Source organism: Kitasatospora papulosa (genome assembly GCF_000717245.1).
Taxonomy (GTDB): Bacteria; Actinomycetota; Actinomycetes; order Streptomycetales; family Streptomycetaceae; genus Streptomyces; species Streptomyces papulosus.
On sequence record NZ_JNYQ01000006.1, the window covers coordinates 29,516 to 49,112 of the forward strand.

Below are 19,597 nucleotides of genomic sequence, written 5' to 3' on the forward strand. Positions count from 1 at the left end.
GCCCGGCCGCCCAGCCGGTCGACCGTGCCCCGCAGGCCGTCCTCGCCGAGCTGACGCAGGCGGGCGGACGCGGTCCTGCCGTCGATACGGTCTGCGGGCCCGGACAGGTCACGGCGGCACCGCACCGCCTGGGACCGCCCCGCGGTCACCACGGCGTCCGCCCCGCGCGGGGGGCCGCGTTCCAGCCGATCACGGTAACCGATCTTTGCATAAAACTGCATAGCTGCGTATAGTCATGCCATCGATGAGGAGGAATGTCCGATGGTGGTACGTGCGGCAGTGGCAGGAGCGAGCGGATACGCCGGCGGGGAGCTGCTCCGCCTGCTCCTCTCCCACCCACAGGTCGAGATCGGGGCCCTCACCGCCCACTCCAACGCCGGGGAGCCGCTCGGCGCCCTGCAGCCGCACCTGCGGCCCCTCGCGGACCGGGTTCTCCGGCCGACCACGGCAGAGGTGCTCGGCGGGCACGACGTCGTCTTCCTGGCCCTGCCGCACGGGCAGTCCGCCGCCGTGGCGGAGCAGCTCGGTGACGAGGTGCTCGTCGTCGACATGGGTGCCGACTTCCGCCTCGCGGACCCGGCGGACTGGGAGAAGTTCTACGGCTCGCCGCACGCCGGCACCTGGCCCTACGGCCTGCCCGAACTGCCCGGTGCCCGCGCCGCACTGGCGGGCACCAAGCGCATCGCCGTGCCCGGCTGCTACCCGACCGCCGTCTCCCTCGCGCTCTTCCCGGCCTACGCGGCCGGCCTCGCCGAGCCCGAGGCCGTCGTCGTCGCGGCGTCCGGCACCTCCGGCGCGGGCAAGGCGGCCAAGCCGCACCTGCTCGGCTCCGAGGTCATGGGCAACATGACGCCCTACGGCGTCGGCGGCGTCCACCGGCACACCCCCGAGATGATCCAGAACCTCGGGGCCGCGGCCGGTGAGCCCGTCTCCGTGTCCTTCACACCGACCCTCGCGCCCATGCCCCGCGGCATCCTCGCCACGTGCAGCGCCAAGGCGAAGCCCGGGGTGGGCGCCGAGCAGCTCCGCACGGCGTACGAGAAGGCCTTCGCCGACGAGCCGTTCGTCGACCTGCTGCCCGAGGGGCAGTGGCCCTCCACCGCGGCGGTGTACGGGTCCAACGCCGTGCAGATCCAGGTCGCCCACGACGAGGCGGCCGGCCGGATCGTCGTGATCAGCGCCATCGACAACCTCGCCAAGGGCACCGCCGGAGGCGCCCTGCAGAGCATGAACATCGCCCTCGGGCTTCCCGAGGACACAGGTCTTTCCACGATCGGAGTCGCACCGTGAGCGTCACGGCAGCACAGGGGTTCTCGGCGGCGGGCATCGCCGCCGGAATCAAGGAGAGCGGCGGCCCGGACCTGGCCGTCGTGGTCAACCAGGGGCCGCGCTGCGCCGCCGCGGGAGTCTTCACCTCCAACCGCGTCAAGGCGGCCCCCGTCCTCTGGTCGGAGCAGGTGCTCAAGAGCGGTGAGGTGACCGCTGTGGTACTCAACTCCGGTGGCGCCAACGCCTGTACGGGACCCCAGGGCTTCCAGGACACCCACGCGACCGCCGAGAAGGCGGCCGACTCCCTCAACAGCGCCGGATACGACGAGACGGGCGGACACGGCGCCGGCACGGTCGCCGTCGCCTCCACCGGCCTGATCGGCCTGCCGCTGCCCATGGACAAGCTCCTCCCCGGCATCGACAAGGCGGTCGCCCAACTAACCCCGCACGGCGGCGAGAAGGCCGCCATCGCGATCAAGACCACCGACACCGTCCACAAGACGAGCGTGGTCACCCACGGCGGCTGGACCGTCGGCGGTATGGCCAAGGGCGCGGGCATGCTCGCCCCCGGCCTCGCCACCATGCTGGTCGTCCTCACCACCGACGCCGATGTCGAAGCCCCCGTGCTCGACGCGTCCCTGCGCGCCGCGACCCGTACCACCTTCGACCGCGTCGACTCCGACGGCTGCATGTCGACCAACGACACCGTGCTGCTGCTGGCCTCCGGGGCGAGCGGCATCTCCCCGGGCCGGGCCGAGTTCGACCAGGCCGTGCAGCGCGTCTGCGCCGACCTCGCCCGCCAGCTCATCGGCGACGCCGAGGGCGCGTCCAAGGACATCCGGATCGAGGTGGTCAACGCCGCGACCGAGGACGACGCCGTCGAGGTCGGCCGGAGCATCGCCCGCAACAACCTCCTCAAGTGCGCCATCCACGGCGAGGACCCCAACTGGGGCCGCGTCCTCTCCGCGATCGGCACCACGAAGGCCGCCTTCGAGCCCGACCAGCTGAACGTCGCCATCAACGACGTCTGGGTGTGCAAGAACGGCAGCGTCGGCGAGGACCGGGAACTGGTCGACATGCGCTACCGGGAGGTCAGGATCACCGCGGACCTCGCGGCCGGGGCGGAGTCCGCCGTCATCTGGGCCAACGACCTGACCGCCGAGTACGTCCACGAGAACAGCGCGTACAGCTCATGAGCGCCGCGAGGAAGCACACCGCGCTGCCGAAGGCGCAGATCCTCATCGAGGCGCTGCCCTGGCTCACCCGGCACCACGGCAGAACCGTCGTCATCAAGTTCGGCGGCAACGCCATGGTCGACGAGGAGCTGAAGGCCGCCTTCGCCCAGGACGTCGTCTTCCTGCGGCACGCCGGGCTGAAGCCCGTCGTGGTGCACGGCGGCGGCCCGCAGATCAGTGCCCAGCTCGACAAGCAGGGCCTGGTCAGCGAGTTCAAGGCAGGGCTGCGCGTCACCACGCCCGAGGCCATGGACGTCGTCCGCATGGTCCTGGCGGGGCAGGTCCAGCGTGAGCTCGTCGGGCTGCTCAACCAGCACGGCCCGCTCGCCGTCGGTATGACCGGCGAGGACGCGCACACGATCACCGCCGTCCAGCACCGGCCCGTGATAGACGGCGAGGCCGTGGACATCGGCCGGGTCGGGGAGATCACCGACATCGACACGGGAGCGATCCAGGCGCTGCTGGACGACGGCCGGATCCCGGTCATCTCCTCCATCGCACGCTCGGCGGAGGACAACCACGTCTACAACGTCAACGCCGACACCGCGGCGGCCGCACTCGCCGCCGCGCTGAACGCCGAGACGCTGATGGTCCTCACCGACGTCGAGGGCCTCTACGAGGACTGGCCCAACAGCGACGACGTCATCAGCCGCCTCACCGCCACCCAGCTGGAGAAGCTGCTGCCCGACCTCTCCAGCGGCATGGTGCCCAAGATGCAGGGCTGCCTCCACGCCGTACGCAACGGTGTGGAGACCGCCCGTGTCATCGACGGCAGGGTCCAGCACTCGATCCTGCTGGAGATCTTCACCGACGAAGGAATCGGCACGATGGTCGTGCCCGACGCAACAGCCGCCGCCCGGTTCGGCGCTGAGGGGGAGTCATGAGCAACCAGGAGTTCGCGCAGCGCTGGCAGGGCGCACTGATGGACAACTACGGCACCCCGCAACTGCCGCTGGTGCGCGGCGAGGGCCCCCGGGTCTGGGACGCCGAGGGCACCGAGTACCTCGACTTCGTCGGCGGGATCGCGGTCAACGCGCTCGGCCACGCCCATCCCGCGGTGGTCGAGGCCGTCTCCACCCAGATCGCCACCCTCGGCCACGTCTCCAACCTCTACACCGCCGAGCCCCCCATCGCGCTCGCCGAGCGGCTGCTGCAGCTCTTCGGGCGCACGGGCAGGGTCTTCTTCTCCAACTCCGGCGCCGAGGCCAACGAGGCGGCCTTCAAGATCGGCCGACTGACCGGCCGGACGCACATGGTCGCCACCGACGGCGGCTTCCACGGCCGGACCATGGGCAGCCTCGCGCTCACCGGCCAGCCCGCCAAGCGCACCCCGTTCCTGCCGTTGCCGGGCGAGGTCACGCACGTGCCGTACGGAGACGTCGAGGCGCTCCGGGCCGCCGTGACCACCGACACCGCGCTGCTGGTCATCGAGCCGATGCAGGGCGAGAACGGCGTCGTCGTCCCGCCCAAGGGCTATCTGGAGGCGGCCAGGGAGATCACCCGGGCCACCGGCACGCTGCTCGTCCTGGACGAGGTGCAGACCGGGATCGGGCGCTGCGGCCACTGGTTCGAGCACCAGGCCCACCAGGGCGTCGAGCCCGACGTGGTCACCCTGGCGAAGGGCCTCGGCGGCGGGCTGCCGATCGGCGCCACCGTCGCGTTCGGCCCCGCGGCCGACCTGCTGAAGCCCGGTCAGCACGGCACGACGTTCGGCGGCAACCCCGTCGCCTGCGCCGCCGGTCTGGCCGTGCTGGACACCCTCGCGGCCGACGGCACCCTGGACACCGTGAAGCGGCTCGGCGAGCGGATCCGGGACGGTGTCGAGAGCCTCGGGCACCCGCTGGTCTCCCACGTCCGCGGCTCCGGACTGCTGCTGGGTATCGTGCTCACCGGGCCCCTCGCGCAGAAGGTGCAGCAGGCGGCCCAGGGAGCCGGACTCCTGGTGAACGCACCCGCCCCCGACGTCGTACGGCTCATGCCGCCGCTGATCATCGGTGACGCCGAGGTGGACGCGTTCCTGCGGATTCTGCCGGGAGCTCTCGACACGGCTTACGGGGACGGACGATCCGGGGAGTGACGATCCGGAGAATGAGGCGACGACGATGACCGAGGCGCAGGAAACCGAGCACGGCGGGCCGTCGGTGCCACAGACACGCACGGCGCGCCACCGCAGGATCGTGGACATCCTGAACCGCCAGCCCGTGCGCTCGCAGAGCCAGCTGGCCAGGCTGCTGTCCGACGACGGCCTGAGCGTCACCCAGGCGACGCTCAGCCGCGACCTGGACGAGCTCGGAGCGGTGAAGATCCGCAACACCGGCGGCGAGCTGATCTACGCCGTGCCGAGCGAGGGCGGTTTCCGCACCCCGCAGGCGCCGCTCGGGGGCTCGGCGAAGGAGGAGCGGATGCGCAGACTCTCCGCCGAGCTGCTCATCTCCGCGGAGGCCTCGGCCAACCTGGTGGTGCTGCGTACGCCGCCGGGCGCCGCGCAGTTCCTCGCCTCGGCCATCGACCAGGCCGAACTCCGGGCGATCCTGGGCACGATCGCGGGGGACGACACGCTGATGCTGATCAGCCGTGACCCGAACGGTGGCCAGGCCCTCGCCGACCACCTGCTGCGGCTGGCCCAGAACGACCGCGGAGTTCAGTAGCGGGTGATCGCGGTCCGTCCGGACGCCGTCCCGATCGCGATGTGCGGGCGGCGGGCCGGGTCGGCCCAGCGCAGGACGCGGTTCATGGCGGCCGCCGGCACGGACACGCAGCCGGCGGTCGCCCCTTTGCCGTCGACGTGCAGGAAGATCCCGGCGCCCCTGCCCCGCACCGGCCGGTGGTAGTTGAAGCCGATGACGAGCGCACGGGCGTACTGGGTGGAGTAGCCGACGAGGTGTTCGGCCTCCTCGGGGCGGCAGTCGGCGGGACGCGGGTCGACCCAACGGTTGTAGGAGCGTGACAGGTTGTCCTGGCACCACCACGAGCCTTCGCCGACCCGCCGGTAGGGATGGCGGGTTCCCGGCGCGGCCGCCTCGATGCCGAAGGCGTACGGCAGGTCGTACAGGCCGGTGGGCGTGGTGTTCGTGCCCTGGACACGCGTGGCGCCCTCGGTCAGGCCGTTCGCCCCGAAGCGGGCGGGCGCCGACCCCGCCGCCACCCAGCCGCCGCCGCGCCGGTCCCACCAGGTGAGCGTGCCGGTGGTGGAGTCCGCGCGCGGGGCCTGGGCGGTGATCAGCTGCGTACCGCCGCCCGTGTCGGCCAGCCGCTCCGGAAGGGGCGGGGGCCCGGCGGGCCGCGCCGCGAGCGAACCGGCCAGGGCCAGCAGGACCGACGCGGTCACCAGGAGTCTGCGCATGCTCCGGACCGTACGGGGCCCGGCGGCACGCCCCCACCGCGCCTGCTCCGTACGGCCCAGGGACTCACCCCGTGGCGGGCGTGGTGGCAGCCGGCGCCGCGGCCCGTTGCTTTGACAAAACATGCGGCCCCTTGCATAGTTATGCCATCACGCCGTGAGGCGGACGCACATCCCTTGCACTCCCGAGGAGCACGCAGTGAGCAACGGCACCGGAAACAGCGACGTACGCCTCTGGGGCGGCCGTTTCGCCGACGGCCCGGCCGAAGCGCTGGCCAAGCTGTCCGCGTCCGTCCACTTCGACTGGCGGCTCGCCCCCTACGACATCGCCGGCTCCCGCGCCCACGCGCGTGTGCTCACCAAGGCGGGACTGCTCACCGACGACGAGCTGGCCCGGATGACCGAGGGCCTGGACTCGCTCGAAGCCGCCGTCGCCGACGGCTCCTTCACCGGCACCATCGCCGACGAGGACGTCCACACCGCACTGGAGCGCGGGCTCCTGGAACGTCTCGGTCCGGACCTCGGCGGGAAGCTGCGCGCCGGCCGGTCCCGCAACGACCAGGTGGCCACGCTCTTCCGCATGTACCTGCGCGACCACGCCCGGATCATCGGCGGACTGGTGGCCGAGCTCCAGGACGCCCTGGTGGGGCTGGCCGAGGCGCACCCCGACGTCGCCATGCCCGGCCGCACGCACCTCCAGCACGCCCAGCCCGTCCTCTTCGCCCATCACGTCCTGGCGCACGCGCAGTCCCTCTCCCGGGACGCCGAGCGGCTGCGACAGTGGGACGAGCGGACCGCCGTCTCCCCGTACGGCTCCGGCGCGCTGGCCGGCTCCTCCCTGGGCCTCGACCCGGAGGCGGTGGCCGCGGACCTCGGCTTCGAGCGCGGCTCCGTCGCCAACTCGATCGACGGCACCGCGTCCCGTGACTTCGTCGCCGAGTTCGCCTTCATCACCGCGATGATCGGCGTGAACCTCTCCCGGATCGCCGAGGAGATCATCATCTGGAACACGAAGGAGTTCTCCTTCGTCACCCTCCACGACGCCTTCTCCACCGGCTCCTCGATCATGCCGCAGAAGAAGAACCCGGACATCGCCGAGCTGGCCCGGGGCAAGTCCGGCCGCCTCATCGGCAACCTGACGGGCCTGATGGCGACGCTGAAGGCCCTCCCGCTCGCGTACAACCGCGACCTCCAGGAGGACAAGGAGCCGGTCTTCGACTCCTGCGACCAGCTGGAGATCCTGCTGCCCGCCTTCACCGGGATGATGGCCACGCTCACGGTAAACCGGGAGCGCATGGAGGAGCTGGCCCCGGCCGGCTTCTCGCTCGCCACGGACATCGCCGAATGGCTCGTCAAGCAGGGCGTCCCCTTCCGGGTGGCGCACGAGGTCGCCGGTGAGTGCGTGAAGGTGTGCGAGCAGGAGGGCATCGAGCTCGACGAGCTGACGGACGAGCAGTTCGCGAAGATCTCCGCGCACCTCACCCCGGAGGTCCGCACCGTCCTGAACGTGCCCGGCGCACTCGCCTCCCGCGACGGGCGCGGCGGGACGGCCCCCTCGGCCGTCGCGGTCCAGCTGGCCGAGGTGAAGGCCGACCTGGTGACGCAGCACGCCTGGGCGACCGCGCGCGGGTGATTCGCGGGCATCGCGGGCTACGTTGACGGGAAGGCGTTCGGAACCGACCCAGAGGAGCCCGCGATGCCCTTCGCCCGCCTGAACCGAGCGACCACCCCGACCTCCCACATCGGGCTCGGCCTGGCCGCCGTCGGCAGGCCCGGCTACATCACCCCGCACCGGGACCGCGATCTGCCCGGCGACCGCGGGGTGGACGCCCTGCGCGCCCGCACCCACGAACTCCTGGACGCGGCCTACGCCCAGGGTGTCCGCTACTTCGACGCCGCCCGTTCCTACGGCCGCGCCGAGGAGTTCCTCGCCGGGTGGCTGACCGCCCGTCCCGAGGTGACGGACGTGGTCGTCGGCAGCAAGTGGGGCTACACCTACACCGGTGACTGGCGGGTGGACGCCGAGGAGCACGAGGTCAAGGACCACTCGCTCGCCACCTTCGAGCGCCAGTACGCCGAGACGGCGGAGCTGCTCGGCGACCGGCTCGATCTGTACCAGGTCCACTCCGTCACCGCCGACAGCCCGGTGCTCGCCGACAAGGACCTCCACGCGCGTCTCGCCGAGCTGGCCGCCACGGGCACCACCGTCGGCTTCTCCGCCAGCGGCCCGGGCCAGGCCGACGCCATCCGGGCCGCCCTCGCCGTGACCGTGGACGGCGAACCCCTGTTCCGTACCGTCCAGGCCACGTTCAACGCCCTGGAGACCTCCGCCGGCGCCGCGCTCGCCGAGGCGCACGACGCCGGCGTCACCGTGATCGTCAAGGAGGCCATGGCCAACGGCCGGCTCGCCGGGACCGAGGCGCCCGCCGTCGTGCGCGAGATCGGCGCGGAGGCCGGACTGGACGCCGACGCCGTGGCCCTGGCGCTGGTCCTCCGTCAGCCGTGGGCCGGAGTCGTCCTGTCCGGCGCGGCCACCGTCACCCAACTGGCGGCGAACCTGCACGCCCCGCTGCTCGACCTGGACCCGGACCGGCTGGACCGGCTGGCGGCCCTGGTGGAGGAGCCGGAGGCGTACTGGCGGCACCGCGCCTCGCTGCCCTGGAGCTGAGCGGCCGGGCCGTCCGAGCGACCCGGCCGCATGGGGGACCGGGCCGGCGCCGCTTCACGCCGCCCAGCCGGCGAGGGCGTCGAAGTCCTCCCGCAGAAGGCCCACCCAGGGGTCGATCCGCCGGAGCAGGGCCCGGCCCGGATGGTGCGCGGCGACGTAGTCCGTGTCGGGAGCGGAGATCTCGTCGTCCACCCAGGCGAACGGCCTGCCGTCCGCGTAGTCGACGACGTACCGCGTCTTCCAGTACGTCCCGTCGGCTGTCGCCCCGTGCATCGCGGGCCAGTCGATGAACGGCAGAGGGGGCAGCCCGAGCCGGGGCCCGACCCACTCGTTTGCCTCGTCCTTCCAGGTGGTCGCCCAGACGAGCTCGTACCGGGCGGCGAGGGCGAGCAGCTCCTCGCCGTGGCCGGGACTGAGCAGGACCGGCAGTGGTACTCCGTCCTTCCACCCCGTCGGCCGCATCGGGTGGATCCGGTATCCCTCGGGCGGCGTGCTGCGGGCGAGAGCCGCGTACGGATTGAGCGGACCGTCGATGTCGATCAGCAGCAGCGGCTTCATGCCGCCATGGTGCACCCCCAGCCCCGGACGGGTGGTGCTCGCCTGAACCGAGTCGATGGGACGTTGATGTCTCAAATGGGTTACTGTCGTCTCATGACTCTTGATCGCGAGCAGGTGCTGCGCAGTGCCGCGGCGCTGCTGACCCGCAAGTCCACGGCGACCATGGACGAGGTCGCCAGAGCCGCGGGCATCGGCCGTGCCACCCTGCACCGGCACTTCGCCGGGCGGGACGCGCTGGTCGGAGCGCTGGAGGACCTGGGCATCCAGGAATTCGAGGCCGCCCTGGACACCGCCGGGCTCGACGAGGGGAGCGCCGAGGACGGGCTGCGGCGTTTCGTCGCGGCGGTCCAGCCGGCCGCCGGACTGCTGTCCTTCCTCGTCACCGAGAACCAGCTCTTCGAGGGCGACGACGTCAACGAGGGGTGGAACCGCCTCGACGCCCGGGTCGCCGCCTTCTTCCGCCGTGGCCAGGAACGCGGGGAGATCCGGATCGACCTCACCCCTGCCTGGCTGACCGAGGCGCTGTACGGCCTGATCGGGAGCTGCGCGTGGGCCGTCCAGGACGGCCGGGTCGCCGCACAGGACTTCCCGTACATGATCGTCGAGTTGCTCCTCGGCGGAGCACGCCGGAGCGTGGAGAAATGAGCAGCACCTTCTCCAGGGCGGGCGTCACGGGCGACGAGCACCATCCGGGGCGGTGGATCGCCCTCACGGTCCTCGTCCTGGCGGTGCTGCTGGTCGCCGTGGACGCCACCGTCCTCGGTCTGGCCACCCCGTTCCTCAGCGAGGACCTCGAACCGACGGGCACCCAGCTGCTCTGGATCGGCGACGTCTACTCCTTCGTCATCGCCGGCCTGCTCGTCTCGATGGGCAGCCTCGGCGACCGCATCGGCCGCAAGAAGCTGCTGCTGACCGGCGCCACCGCCTTCGGGGCGGTCTCGGTGCTCAACGCCTACGCGTCGAGCCCCGAGATGATGATCGTGGCCAGGGCCCTGCTCGGTGTCGCGGGTGCCACGCTGATGCCGTCGACCCTCGCCCTGATCCGCAACCTCTTCCACGACCCGCGCGAACGCAGCCTCGCCGTCGGCATCTGGGGAGCCATGGCCTCGGCGGGCGCGGCCGTCGGGCCGGTGGTGGGAGGGCTCCTGCTGGAGCACTTCTGGTGGGGTTCGGTCTTCCTGATCAACCTTCCCGTCATGGCGGTGCTCGTCGCCGTCGGCATCAAGATGATCCCCGAGTCGAAGAACCCGGCGCCCGGCCCCTGGGACCTGCCCAGTGTGGGGCTCTCCCTGGTCGGCATGGTCGGCGTCGTGTACGCCATCAAGGAGGCCGCCGCACACGGTGTGAGCGCGGAGAACGCCGTGGCGGCCGTCGGGGGCCTGCTGGCCCTCACCTGGTTCGTGCGCCGTCAGCTGAGGCTCCCCGCGCCCCTGCTGGACATGCGGCTCTTCCACCACCGGGGGTTCTCCGGCGCGGTCCTCGCCGATCTGCTGACCATCCTCGGCCTGTCCGGGATCGTCTTCTTCCTCTCCCAGTTCCTGCAACTGGTCCAGGGGCGGGGCCCGCTCGAGGCGGGGCTCGCCGAACTGCCCGCGGCCGTCGGCGCGGTGACCGCCGGGCTCCTGGCGGGAAGAGTGGCACGCCGTTACTCCGTACGCTCCGTCGTCGCCCTCGGGCTCGGGGCGATCGGCGTGTCGCTCGCCGTGGTCACGGTGATCCACAAGGAGACCGGCTACCCCCTGATCGGGGTGCTGCTCCTGGTGGTCGGCGTCGGCGCGGGATTCGCCTTCACCGTCACCTCCGACGTCATCCTCTCCAGCGTCCCGAAGGAGCAGGCGGGCTCCGCCTCGGCGGTGTCCGAGACGGCGTACGAACTCGGCGCCGCCCTCGGCATCGCGCTGCTCGGGTCCATCGTGACGGGCGTCTACAAGGGTTTCGGGACCCCCGAGGGCGTCCCGGACGCCGCGGCGAGGGCGGCCCACGAGTCCCTGGGCGGGGCCGTGGAGACGGCGGAGCACCTGCCCGCGCAGCAGGGGGGCGAACTCGTCGTCGCGGCGCAGGAGGCCTTCGTGAACGGGCTGCGGGTGTCGGCGGCGGTCGGTGCCGTCGTCCTGCTGGCCACCGCCGTCTCGGCCTGGTACCTGCTGCGCGACCAGAAGCTGGAGGAGGGGATCATCCCCGACGAGTGAGGGACCCGGCGCGGTCGCGCGGGGTCCCTCGTCCGGATGCGCCTGTCAGGCTCAGGCGGCCTTGGCCTTCGTTGCGTACATGTCGACGTACTCCTGGCCGGACAGCCGCATCACCTCGGCCATCACGGAGTCCGTGACGGCCCGCAGGACGTAGCGGTCGCGGTCCATGCCCTCGTAACGCGAGAACTCCAGCGGCTCGCCGAAGCGGACCGTCACCTTGCCCGGCCGGGGGAGGCCGGCGCCGCCGGGCTGCAGCTTGTCCGTGCCGATCATCGCGAACGGCACGACCGGCGCACCGGTCATCAGGGTCAGCCGGGCGATCCCCGTACGGCCCCGGTAGAGGCGGCCGTCGGGGGAGCGGGTGCCCTCGGGGTAGATGGCGAAGGCCTGTCCCTCCTCCAGCACCCGGCGGCCGGTCATCAGCGCCGCGACACCGCCGCGGCCACCGTCCCGGTCGACCGGGATCATTCCGCAGCCCGTGAAGAACCACGCCATCAGCCGGCCCTTGAGGCCCTTGCCGGTGACGTACTCGTCCTTGCCGATGTAGAACACCGGCCGGTCGCAGCAGATCGGCATGATCATGGAGTCGATGAACGTCAGGTGGTTGCCCGCGAGGATCACCGGCCCGGTGCCCGGGATGTTCTCCACGCCTTCCACCTGAGGCCGGAAGAGCAGGCGCAGGATCGGTCCGAGCACTGCCTTGATGACCGTGAGTCGGGACAACGCTTCCTCCGGTGTCGTGGCCGGGCGGCCGGGGCGTGAATGCGTGAAGGTCTGTGCAGGTGAGGACGATACTCGCGGGTACCGCATCTCCGCACATCGGGTTCACCGGGCCGATACGCAGTGTTGACGTGTGTTTCCGCCATGTTCGTCCACGGGCCGCCCCACCGATGGCGTAGCTGCCTACGATCAAGCCTCCCCGGAAGGTGCCGGACATCACATGCGAGGAGCATTCATGACAGAGCGCGCGCAGACTGCACCCGGTCGGCGGACCCTCCTGGGGGCCGCCGTCCTCGGTACGACGGCTCTCGGAATCTCCGGCACCGCGCACGCCGCCGGGCGTGGCGCGCCCGCCGGACGGGGCGGCGGGCACGGCTCCTACCGCGACCTCCCCGTGCCCACCGTCATCGGCCACCGGGGCGCCAGCGGCTACCGGCCCGAACACACACTCGGCTCCTACCGGCTGGCCCTGGACATGGGCGCGCACATCGTCGAGCAGGACCTGGTGCCGACCAAGGACGGCCACCTCGTCTGCCGGCACGAGAACGACATCACCGGCACCACGGACGTCGCCGAGCACCCCGAGTTCGCGAGCCGGAAGACCACCAAGCGGGTCGACGGGGTGTCGCTCACCGGCTGGTTCACCGAGGACTTCACCCTCGCCGAGCTGAAGACGCTCCGCGCCAAGGAACGGATCCCCGGCAACCGCCAGGAGAACACCGTTTACGACGGGCGCTGGACGATCCCGACGTTCGAAGAGGTCCTGCGCTGGGCGGACGAGGAGGGCCGCAGGCGTGGCAGGACCGTCTGGCTCTACGCCGAGACCAAGCACCCCACCTACTTCAGGGGCCTCGGGCTCGGCCTGGAGGAGCCGCTCGCCAAGCTGCTGCGCCGCTACGGCCGTCACCGGGCGAGCTCCGCCCTGATCCTCCAGTCCTTCGAGCCGAGCTCCATGCAGCGGCTGGCGAAGCTGGTGGCCACGCCCCGTGTCGTCCTGCTGTCGGGCCCGAAGGAGCGCCCCTGGGACTTCGTCGAGTCCGGCGACCCCCGCACGGTCGCCGATCTGGTCCGGCCCGCCGGGCTCAAGTGGATCGCCGGCTTCGCGCAGGGCATCGGCCCCACGCTGGACCTGGTCATCCCCCGGGACGGCGCCGGGCGGCTCACCACCCCCACCACCCTGGTCGCGGACGCGCACGCGCGGGGCCTCGTCCTGCACCCGTACACGATGCGCAACGAGAACACCTTCCTGCCCGCGGACTTCCGGCGCGGCACGGACCCGAACGCCTACGGCGACGTGTTCGGAGCCCTGCGGGTGTACTTCGCGGCGGGTATCGACGGGATCTTCTCCGACAACCCCGACACCGCGCTGCTCGCGGCCGCCGACTTCGCCAAGGACTGAGGGGCCCGGGTCCGGGCCGGGGGCGTCAGCCGTCCGGCCCGCATGCCCCGGTCGGGTGGAGCTCGCCGAGCGCGGCAACCGGCCCCGCCCGACGTGCGTTGACGGGGCATGACTCCTCTCGATCATGCTCCTCCCGCCACCTGCGCCTCCCCCGCCACCGCCCCCGCCGCCGTCCCGGACGTGGGGGCGGCGGCGGGGGAGGCCGTCCTGGCCCTGAACGCCCTGGTACGGGCGGAAGCGGCGGCCGAGGCCCAGGCCGCCGGGACCGAGGCCGCGGACCTCGAACAGGCGGTCTGGGTCAGGCTGCTGGAGCGCCGGCCCGGCCCCGAGGTGCCCGAGGACCCCGTCCGCTGGGTCCGCACCGCCGTCCGCGCGGAGGCGCGCGTCGCCCGCCGCCGGGTGCGTCGCGAGCGCGCCTTCACCGCGGGTGAGGCCCCGGGCGACTGGGCCGGCTGTCCCGAACGGATCGCCGTGGGAGCCGACGAACGCCGCACGCTGCGCACCGCGGTGGGACGGCTCCCCGGACGATGCCCGCGCCTGCTCGCCGCGATGCTGGCCGCCCACGACCCCACCTACCGCGAAATCGCAGGGGAGTTGGGTATGTCACAGGGCAGTTTGGGTCCGATGCGTTCCCGATGCCTTGGATGTCTGCGCAGAATGCTCGCGGCGGAGGTTGTAGCTCCTGAACCGCGGGGAATGGAGCGGTAGACAACCGGCGGAGCAGGTGAGCGGGAGGCATGCACACATGGGCATGAGCGTGACCATCTCGGCGGCGACAGCACAGGACGTCGAGCAGATCTTCAGACTCCAGTACCTCTGCTTCCAGAGCGAGGCGGAGCTCTACGGCAACTACCGGATCGATCCGCTCGTCCAGTCCCTCGACTCCGTACGGGAGGAAGTGGGCGCGGACCTGGTGTTCGTGGCGCGCCTCGGCGACGAGGTCGTCGGCTCCGTGCGCGGCTTCACCGACACGGACGGCACCGGCCGGATCGGCAAGCTCTGCGTCCACCCCCGGCTCCGCAACCACGGCCTGGGCACCCGCCTGCTGCGTGCCGCCGAGTCCGGTCTGACGGCCCGCCGTTCGGCCACCCGCTTCCGCCTTCACACGGGGGAGCGCAGCGAGGGGAACCTGCGTCTCTACCGCAAGGCGGGCTACGCCCGGGTGGGCAACGCCACCGGAGGCGACGGCGTCCGCCTCGTCCTGCTGGAGAAGGACGCCGACGCGCCCGCGTACGTCACCAGCGCCTGAATTACCCCGCTGACGCCCGCAGTCAGGCGTTACGCGCGCGGCGCAGCCAGATCATCCCGGTGACCGGCAGGATCACCGGGATGAACAGGTAGCCCATGCCGAACTCCGACCAGACCGTGCTGTCGGGGAAGGCGGACGGCTCCAACCGCGTCCAGGTGCCGACGACCAGCACACCCGCGAGCTCGGCGGCGCAGCACATCAGCGCCGCCTTCCGCGCCTTCTCCCCGCCCCGCACCAGCGAGTACGTGATGAAGCCGTAGACGACGGCGGCGACGGCGGAGAGGACGTACGCGAGCGGCGCCTTGCCGAAGTCCAGGATCATCTCGACGATCGAGCGGGACGCGGCGGCCACGGTGAACACGCCGTAGAACCAGACCAGTACCCGGCCGGGGCCGGACCCGAGCTCGAACCGCTGCTGCCGGTCCGGGGTCTCGTGCTGCGGGGCGGGGGCCCCGGTGCGGTCGGTGTCGCTCATGGTCAGTTTCCCCAGATGTCGTAGAGCCGCACTTCGAGGACGGCGAGGACGACCGCGCCGGCCGCCACCGTCACCGAACCCCAGCGGGTCCGTTCCGTCAGCGACAGGAATCCCGCCGCGGGCACGGCCGCGGCGGCGCCGATGAGATAGGCGATGAAGATCGTCATGCCCTGGTCGGGCCGCTCGCCCCGGGCCAGCTGCACGATCCCCACGACCAGCTGCGCCAGAGCCAGTACGGACACCACGGCCATGCCGATGAAGTGCCAGTCCTTCGTGGGCTGGTCCCGGTAGGCGGCGAATCCGCACCAGGCGGCGAGGGCGAGCGCGGTCACGGCGACCGCGACCGTCAGGGCGTCGAGCATGGACCGAGGGTATTACGGACGGGGGGAGCGGCCGCGTGCGGGCCCGGGACGTGAGGCGGGCGCGTGCGGGCGTCCCACGAATCGTGGCCTTGGCCACAGGGCGCGCACAGCATGCTCGCGCCCCCGTCGGCACGGCCGCCGGACCGGGGCGCGTTTCCGCAGGTCAGAGTGGTCAGGCGGAGGGCTGCGGCACCGGGTGCACACAAGGCCGTGCTGTCCGCTATGCGGACAGCACGGCTCGCCGGAACGTTACGTCTGTTTTACTTGGGCCATGACCACGACGAGCTACCGCAGCCCTGCGACCGAGGCGATCCTGACGCCCGGTGCTCGTTGTATGTGTCGAATGCGCGCCTTCTGAGGGCCCCCGCCTGAGCCTCGCGCCCCGAAGCGAGACCGAGCCCGTGCCGTCCGCACCCAGCGGATCGAGCCGGCCCGGGCATGCCCCGCGCCCTGCGTACCCGCCGGAGCCGGGCCGTGCCGAGACTCCCACCGGTCGAACACTGAGAACAGTCTCACCAGACGAATGCCCCGTGCCCGGCGGACACCGCGCCGCGCACTCGACAGTGACGGAAACCCTGTGATCACCACTTCGGGCCTCACGAAGGTCTACCAGTCACGCGGCCGAGAGGTCACCGCCCTCGACGGCGTGGACCTGCACGTCCGCGAGGGCGAGGTCTACGGCGTCATCGGACAGAGCGGCGCCGGCAAGTCCTCCCTCATCCGCTGCGTCAACCTCCTCGAACGACCCACCTCGGGAACCGTGACGGTCGACGGCCAGGACCTCACGGCCCTCGCGGGACGCGGTCGTCGCGCCGGCAAGGAGCTCCGCCGGGCACGCAGCCGCATCGGCATGGTCTTCCAGCACTTCAACCTGCTGGACTCGCGCACCGTCCGCGACAACGTCGAGCTCCCCCTGGAGATCCTCGGCATCTCCGGACAGGCACGTACCCGCAAGGCGCTCGAACTCCTCGACCTCGTCGGCCTCGCCGACAAGGCGAAGTCCTACCCCGGCCAGCTGTCCGGAGGCCAGAAGCAGCGCGTCGGCATCGCCCGCGCCCTCGCGGGTGATCCGAAGGTGCTCCTCTCCGACGAGGCGACCTCCGCACTCGACCCCGAGACCACCCGCTCCATCCTCCAGCTGCTGCGCGACCTCAACCAGGAGCTCGGCCTCACCGTCCTGCTCATCACGCACGAGATGGACGTCGTCAAGACCGTCTGCGACTCCGCCGCGCTGATGAAGAAGGGCCGGGTCGTCGAATCCGGCACCGTCGGCGCACTGCTGGCCACCCCCGGTTCCGAACTGGCCCACGAGCTCTTCCCGGTCGGCGGCACCGCCTCCGGCCCCGGGGCCACCGTCGTCGACGTCACCTTCCACGGCGAGACCGCCGCACGCCCGGTGATCTCGCAGCTCTCCCGCACGTACAACATCGACATCTCGATCCTCGGAGCCGCGATGGACACCGTCGGGGGCAAGCAGATCGGACGCATGCGCATCGAACTGCCCGGCCGCTTCGAGGAGAACGTCGTGCCGATCGGCTTCCTGCGCGAGCAGGGCCTCCAGGCCGAGATCGTCGACGGCGGACCCGCCACCGCCGAGATCCCCGCCCAGACCCCCGCCGCGATCACCGAGGAGGTCGCGAAGTGACCTGGTCCGAAATGCAGCCGCTGCTCTCGCAGGGCACCGTCGACACCCTCTACATGGTGCTCTGGTCCACGCTCGTCACCGTCGTCGGCGGTCTCCCGCTCGGCATCCTGCTCGTCCTCACCGACAAGGGCGGACTGCTGCAGAACACCGTGGTGAACAAGGTCGTCGGCGTCGTCGTGAACATCGGCCGCTCCCTGCCCTTCATCATCCTGCTGATCGCGTTGATCCCCTTCACGACCTGGGTCGTCGGCACCTTCATCGGCCCCTCCGCCATGATCGTGCCGCTCGCCATCGGCGCCATCCCGTTCTTCGCGCGGCTCGTGGAGACCGCGGTGCGCGAGGTCGACCACGGACTCGTCGAAGCCGTCCAGTCGATGGGCGGCTCCGTCCCCACGATCGTGCGCAAGGTCCTGCTGCCGCAGGCCCTTCCCTCGCTCGTCTCCGGCGTCACCACCACCGTCATCGTGCTCATCGGCTACTCCGCCATGGCCGGCGCGGTCGGCGGCGAAGGGCTCGGGTCCAAGGCCGTCACCTACGGATTCCAGCGCTTCGACAACCAGTTCATGCTCATCACCGTCGTGCTGCTCGTCGTCATCGTGACCGTGGTCCAGCTGATCGGTGACGTAGCCGTACGCCTGCTGGCCCGCCGGGGCCGCACCACCTCCTGACCTTCTCCTCCCCGAAGCCCGAACTCCTTGTCCGGGCGCACCACCGTCACCACCGGAAAGAGGCACTCTTCGTGCGTAAGAACATCAAGATCACCGCTGCCGCCGCGGCCACGGCCGCACTCGCCCTCGGGCTCAGCGCCTGCGGTACGGACTCCGACCCGGCCGCCAAGGGCGAGACCGGCGCCAAGACGGACACCTCCAAGGCGCTCGTCGTCGCCGCGTCCCCGACGCCGCACGCCGACATCCTCAACTTCGTCAAGAAGAACCTGGCGGACGAGGCCGGCCTCAAGCTGGAGGTCAAGGAGTTCACGGACTACGTCCTGCCGAACACCGCCACCGAGAACGGCCAGGTCGACGCCAACTTCTTCCAGCACAAGCCCTACCTGGACGACTTCAACAAGAAGAACAAGACCCACATCGTCCCGGTGGTCGACGTCCACCTCGAGCCCCTCGGCCTCTACTCCAAGAAGGTCAAGGACATCAAGGACATCAAGGCCGGCCAGACGATCGCCGTCCCGAACGACACCACCAACGAGGGCCGTGCGCTCCAGCTGCTCGCCGAGAACGGGCTGATCACCGTCAAGGACGGCGTCGGCACCAACGCCAAGCTGAGCGACATCACGGACAAGAAGGGCCTGGAGTTCAAGGAGATCGAGGCCGCGACCGTGCCCCGCGCCCTGGGCGACGTCGACGCCGCCGTCATCAACGGCAACTACGCCATCGAGGCCGACCTGGAGCCCGGCCAGGACTCCCTGGCGCTGGAGAAGGCCGAAGGCAACCCGTACGCCAACTTCCTGGCCGTCAAGGAGGGCAACGAGGAGGACCCGCGCGTCCAGAAGCTCGCGAAGCTCCTGAACTCCGACGAGGTCAAGAAGTACATCGAGGACACCTACAAGGGCTCGATCGTCCCCGCCTTCGGCCAGCCCGCCAAGTCCTGACGCAGAGGCACCACTTGCCCCCGGAGCCCCGCCCACCCGCACCAGGGTGTGCGGGGCTCCGCCCTTTGGACCCGGTCATGCGCGTCCACCGTCCGATGCTGCATGCTGGTGGCTTTACACGGTCTTCGGCATGGAGCTGCGCATGACTACCACCTTCCCGTCCATCTCCATCAGCACGGACAGGTTGGTGCTGCGCCCCTTCGACATGGCGGACGTCCCCGCGTACATCGAGATGATGAACGACGAACTGGTCACCGCCTGGACCGACGCACCGCACCCCTACACCCAGGTCGACGCGGAACGGTGGGTCCGCAGGATCGCCCCCGCCGAACGGACCCAGGGCAACGGCATCGTCTTCGCCGTCACGGAGTTCCTCACCCAGCGCCTCGTCGGCTCGGTGCGGCTGCTCAACACCGACCGGCGCACCCTGGCCACCGAGGCCCGCTACATCACCGCGCCCTGGGCCCGCGGCGAGGGATACGCCACCGAGTCCGTGCTGGCCCTCGCCGAGTGGCTCTTCCGCGACCAGGGCTTCGAGCGGATCGAGCTGCGCACCCCCGCGGGGAACACGGCCTCCCAGCAGGTCGCCCAGAAACTGGGCTGCATCAGTGAGGGCGTCCTGCGCAACGCCCGGATAGCCCGGACCGCCACCGAGGACGGCGGATGGACCGACATCAGGACCGACCTCATCGTGTGGGGGCTGCTCCCCGAGGACCTGGAGGGCGTCGCCGAGCAGCTGGCCGAAGCGGGCGGCTACGGCCAGTACAACGACTGGAACTGACCTCGCTCCCGCACTCCGGGAGCCCCTGGCGGGCCGTTGGTACGGACCGGATACGCTCACCCTTGCTCCGCCCGTCCCGCGCGGAGCGCCCGCCCGCCCAC

General features: G+C 71.3%; 21 protein-coding genes. 16 read left to right on the plus strand and 5 right to left on the minus strand.

What is annotated here, in order from left to right; translation table 11 throughout:
• Nucleotides 1-261: 261 nt before the first annotated feature.
• Genes argC through IA22_RS0118975 form a run of 5 tightly spaced genes read left to right on the plus strand, consistent with a single transcriptional unit; the run spans nt 262 to nt 5,152 of the window.
• A complete protein-coding gene (argC, locus tag IA22_RS0118955; protein WP_030124255.1) occupies nt 262-1,290 on the plus strand; it encodes an N-acetyl-gamma-glutamyl-phosphate reductase in 1,029 nt (342 codons plus the stop codon).
• Entirely contained in the window at nt 1,287-2,465 is a 1,179-nt protein-coding gene (argJ, locus tag IA22_RS0118960; RefSeq protein ID WP_030124256.1) for a bifunctional glutamate N-acetyltransferase/amino-acid acetyltransferase ArgJ, read from the plus strand. The genes argC and argJ overlap by 4 nt, the downstream gene beginning before the upstream one ends.
• Complete coding sequence (gene argB, locus IA22_RS0118965; protein ID WP_014157265.1) at nt 2,462-3,388, plus strand: acetylglutamate kinase; 927 nt, start codon at nt 2,462-2,464, stop codon at nt 3,386-3,388. The genes argJ and argB overlap by 4 nt, the downstream gene beginning before the upstream one ends.
• The gene (locus IA22_RS0118970) at nt 3,385-4,581 is read left to right on the plus strand and encodes an acetylornithine transaminase (RefSeq protein ID WP_030124257.1); all 1,197 of its coding nucleotides are present in this window, start codon (nt 3,385-3,387) and stop codon (nt 4,579-4,581) included. The genes argB and IA22_RS0118970 overlap by 4 nt, the downstream gene beginning before the upstream one ends.
• Before the next feature lie 25 nt (nt 4,582-4,606).
• Nucleotides 4,607-5,152 carry an arginine repressor gene (locus IA22_RS0118975; protein ID WP_014157267.1) on the plus strand — a complete coding sequence of 182 codons (546 nt, stop codon included), beginning with the start codon at nt 4,607-4,609 and terminating at the stop codon, nt 5,150-5,152.
• Here IA22_RS0118975 and IA22_RS0118980 read toward each other — a convergent pair.
• Complete coding sequence (locus tag IA22_RS0118980) at nt 5,146-5,847, minus strand: L,D-transpeptidase family protein (RefSeq protein ID WP_014157268.1); 702 nt, start codon at nt 5,845-5,847, stop codon at nt 5,146-5,148. The two genes, IA22_RS0118975 and IA22_RS0118980, sit on opposite strands and share 7 nt — an antisense overlap.
• A 196-nt stretch (nt 5,848-6,043) precedes the next feature.
• Between IA22_RS0118980 and argH the strand changes: the two genes are divergently transcribed.
• Both argH and IA22_RS0118990 read left to right on the plus strand, forming a co-directional pair.
• On the plus strand, nt 6,044-7,477 hold the full coding sequence (gene argH, locus IA22_RS0118985; protein WP_030124258.1) for an argininosuccinate lyase: 1,434 nt from the start codon (nt 6,044-6,046) through the stop codon (nt 7,475-7,477).
• Nucleotides 7,478-7,540: 63 nt separating this feature from the next.
• Entirely contained in the window at nt 7,541-8,512 is a 972-nt protein-coding gene (locus tag IA22_RS0118990; RefSeq protein ID WP_015576455.1) for an aldo/keto reductase, read from the plus strand.
• A 54-nt stretch (nt 8,513-8,566) separates the two neighbouring features.
• Here IA22_RS0118990 and IA22_RS0118995 read toward each other — a convergent pair whose 3' ends face one another.
• Nucleotides 8,567-9,070, minus strand: a complete 504-nt coding sequence (locus IA22_RS0118995) for an HAD domain-containing protein (protein WP_014157271.1) — start codon at nt 9,068-9,070, stop codon at nt 8,567-8,569.
• 93 nt (nt 9,071-9,163) lie between these two features.
• Between IA22_RS0118995 and IA22_RS0119000 the strand changes: the two genes are divergently transcribed.
• Nucleotides 9,164-9,715 carry a TetR/AcrR family transcriptional regulator gene (locus tag IA22_RS0119000; protein WP_030124259.1) on the plus strand — a complete coding sequence of 184 codons (552 nt, stop codon included), beginning with the start codon at nt 9,164-9,166 and terminating at the stop codon, nt 9,713-9,715.
• A complete protein-coding gene (locus IA22_RS0119005; RefSeq protein WP_015576453.1) occupies nt 9,712-11,259 on the plus strand; it encodes an MFS transporter in 1,548 nt (515 codons plus the stop codon). The genes IA22_RS0119000 and IA22_RS0119005 overlap by 4 nt, the downstream gene beginning before the upstream one ends.
• 51 nt (nt 11,260-11,310) lie before the next feature.
• Here IA22_RS0119005 and IA22_RS0119010 read toward each other — a convergent pair whose 3' ends face one another.
• Complete coding sequence (locus tag IA22_RS0119010) at nt 11,311-11,982, minus strand: lysophospholipid acyltransferase family protein (RefSeq protein WP_014157274.1); 672 nt, start codon at nt 11,980-11,982, stop codon at nt 11,311-11,313.
• A gap of 232 nt (nt 11,983-12,214) precedes the next feature.
• Here IA22_RS0119010 and IA22_RS0119015 point away from each other — a divergent pair, with 232 nt between their 5' ends.
• The 3 genes from IA22_RS0119015 to IA22_RS0119025 all read left to right on the plus strand — a co-directional run bounded on the left by IA22_RS0119015 (nt 12,215) and on the right by IA22_RS0119025 (nt 14,627).
• Nucleotides 12,215-13,378 carry a glycerophosphodiester phosphodiesterase gene (locus tag IA22_RS0119015; RefSeq protein WP_030124260.1) on the plus strand — a complete coding sequence of 388 codons (1,164 nt, stop codon included), beginning with the start codon at nt 12,215-12,217 and terminating at the stop codon, nt 13,376-13,378.
• 108 nt (nt 13,379-13,486) lie between these two features.
• Nucleotides 13,487-14,086: a sigma-70 family RNA polymerase sigma factor gene (locus IA22_RS0119020; protein ID WP_030124261.1), complete on the plus strand. Its 600-nt coding sequence runs from the start codon at nt 13,487-13,489 to the stop codon at nt 14,084-14,086.
• Between the two features lie 37 nt (nt 14,087-14,123).
• The gene (locus tag IA22_RS0119025; protein WP_030124262.1) at nt 14,124-14,627 is read left to right on the plus strand and encodes a GNAT family N-acetyltransferase; all 504 of its coding nucleotides are present in this window, start codon (nt 14,124-14,126) and stop codon (nt 14,625-14,627) included.
• 22 nt (nt 14,628-14,649) lie between these two features.
• Here the strand turns inward: IA22_RS0119025 and IA22_RS0119030 are convergent, their stop codons facing one another.
• Together IA22_RS0119030 and IA22_RS0119035 are read right to left on the minus strand one after the other, a co-directional pair.
• Nucleotides 14,650-15,102, minus strand: a complete 453-nt coding sequence (locus IA22_RS0119030; protein ID WP_030124263.1) for a hypothetical protein — start codon at nt 15,100-15,102, stop codon at nt 14,650-14,652.
• 2 nt (nt 15,103-15,104) lie between these two features.
• On the minus strand, nt 15,105-15,464 hold the full coding sequence (locus tag IA22_RS0119035; protein ID WP_015576448.1) for a hypothetical protein: 360 nt from the start codon (nt 15,462-15,464) through the stop codon (nt 15,105-15,107).
• A 577-nt stretch (nt 15,465-16,041) separates the two neighbouring features.
• Between IA22_RS0119035 and IA22_RS0119040 the strand changes: the two genes are divergently transcribed.
• The 4 genes from IA22_RS0119040 to IA22_RS0119055 all read left to right on the plus strand — a co-directional run bounded on the left by IA22_RS0119040 (nt 16,042) and on the right by IA22_RS0119055 (nt 19,496).
• A complete protein-coding gene (locus tag IA22_RS0119040) occupies nt 16,042-17,109 on the plus strand; it encodes a methionine ABC transporter ATP-binding protein (protein ID WP_014157280.1) in 1,068 nt (355 codons plus the stop codon).
• Complete coding sequence (locus IA22_RS0119045; RefSeq protein ID WP_014157281.1) at nt 17,106-17,777, plus strand: methionine ABC transporter permease; 672 nt, start codon at nt 17,106-17,108, stop codon at nt 17,775-17,777. Before IA22_RS0119040 ends, IA22_RS0119045 begins: the two co-directional genes overlap by 4 nt.
• Before the next feature lie 71 nt (nt 17,778-17,848).
• Nucleotides 17,849-18,715: a MetQ/NlpA family ABC transporter substrate-binding protein gene (locus tag IA22_RS0119050; RefSeq protein ID WP_030124264.1), complete on the plus strand. Its 867-nt coding sequence runs from the start codon at nt 17,849-17,851 to the stop codon at nt 18,713-18,715.
• 142 nt (nt 18,716-18,857) lie between these two features.
• Nucleotides 18,858-19,496, plus strand: a complete 639-nt coding sequence (locus IA22_RS0119055) for a GNAT family N-acetyltransferase (RefSeq protein ID WP_015576446.1) — start codon at nt 18,858-18,860, stop codon at nt 19,494-19,496.
• Nucleotides 19,497-19,597: the final 101 nt, after the last annotated feature.

Excerpts from the sequence above, each read along its gene's own strand:
- IA22_RS0119030 (WP_030124263.1), bottom strand. The coding sequence starts at position 15,102 with ATGAGCGACACCGACCGCACCGGGGCCCCCGCCCCGCAGCACGAGACC.
- IA22_RS0118990 (WP_015576455.1), top strand. The coding sequence starts at position 7,541 with ATGCCCTTCGCCCGCCTGAACCGAGCGACCACCCCGACCTCCCACATC.
- IA22_RS0119035 (WP_015576448.1), bottom strand. The coding sequence starts at position 15,464 with ATGCTCGACGCCCTGACGGTCGCGGTCGCCGTGACCGCGCTCGCCCTC.
- IA22_RS0119005 (WP_015576453.1), top strand. The coding sequence starts at position 9,712 with ATGAGCAGCACCTTCTCCAGGGCGGGCGTCACGGGCGACGAGCACCAT.
- argC (WP_030124255.1), top strand. The coding sequence starts at position 262 with ATGGTGGTACGTGCGGCAGTGGCAGGAGCGAGCGGATACGCCGGCGGG.
- IA22_RS0118970 (WP_030124257.1), top strand. The coding sequence starts at position 3,385 with ATGAGCAACCAGGAGTTCGCGCAGCGCTGGCAGGGCGCACTGATGGAC.
- IA22_RS0119020 (WP_030124261.1), top strand. The coding sequence starts at position 13,487 with ATGACTCCTCTCGATCATGCTCCTCCCGCCACCTGCGCCTCCCCCGCC.
- IA22_RS0119025 (WP_030124262.1), top strand. The coding sequence starts at position 14,124 with ATGGGCATGAGCGTGACCATCTCGGCGGCGACAGCACAGGACGTCGAG.
- IA22_RS0118995 (WP_014157271.1), bottom strand. The coding sequence starts at position 9,070 with ATGAAGCCGCTGCTGCTGATCGACATCGACGGTCCGCTCAATCCGTAC.
- IA22_RS0119055 (WP_015576446.1), top strand. The coding sequence starts at position 18,858 with ATGACTACCACCTTCCCGTCCATCTCCATCAGCACGGACAGGTTGGTG.
- IA22_RS0118975 (WP_014157267.1), top strand. The coding sequence starts at position 4,607 with ATGACCGAGGCGCAGGAAACCGAGCACGGCGGGCCGTCGGTGCCACAG.
- IA22_RS0118980 (WP_014157268.1), bottom strand. The coding sequence starts at position 5,847 with ATGCGCAGACTCCTGGTGACCGCGTCGGTCCTGCTGGCCCTGGCCGGT.
- IA22_RS0119000 (WP_030124259.1), top strand. The coding sequence starts at position 9,164 with ATGACTCTTGATCGCGAGCAGGTGCTGCGCAGTGCCGCGGCGCTGCTG.
- argB (WP_014157265.1), top strand. The coding sequence starts at position 2,462 with ATGAGCGCCGCGAGGAAGCACACCGCGCTGCCGAAGGCGCAGATCCTC.
- IA22_RS0119015 (WP_030124260.1), top strand. The coding sequence starts at position 12,215 with ATGACAGAGCGCGCGCAGACTGCACCCGGTCGGCGGACCCTCCTGGGG.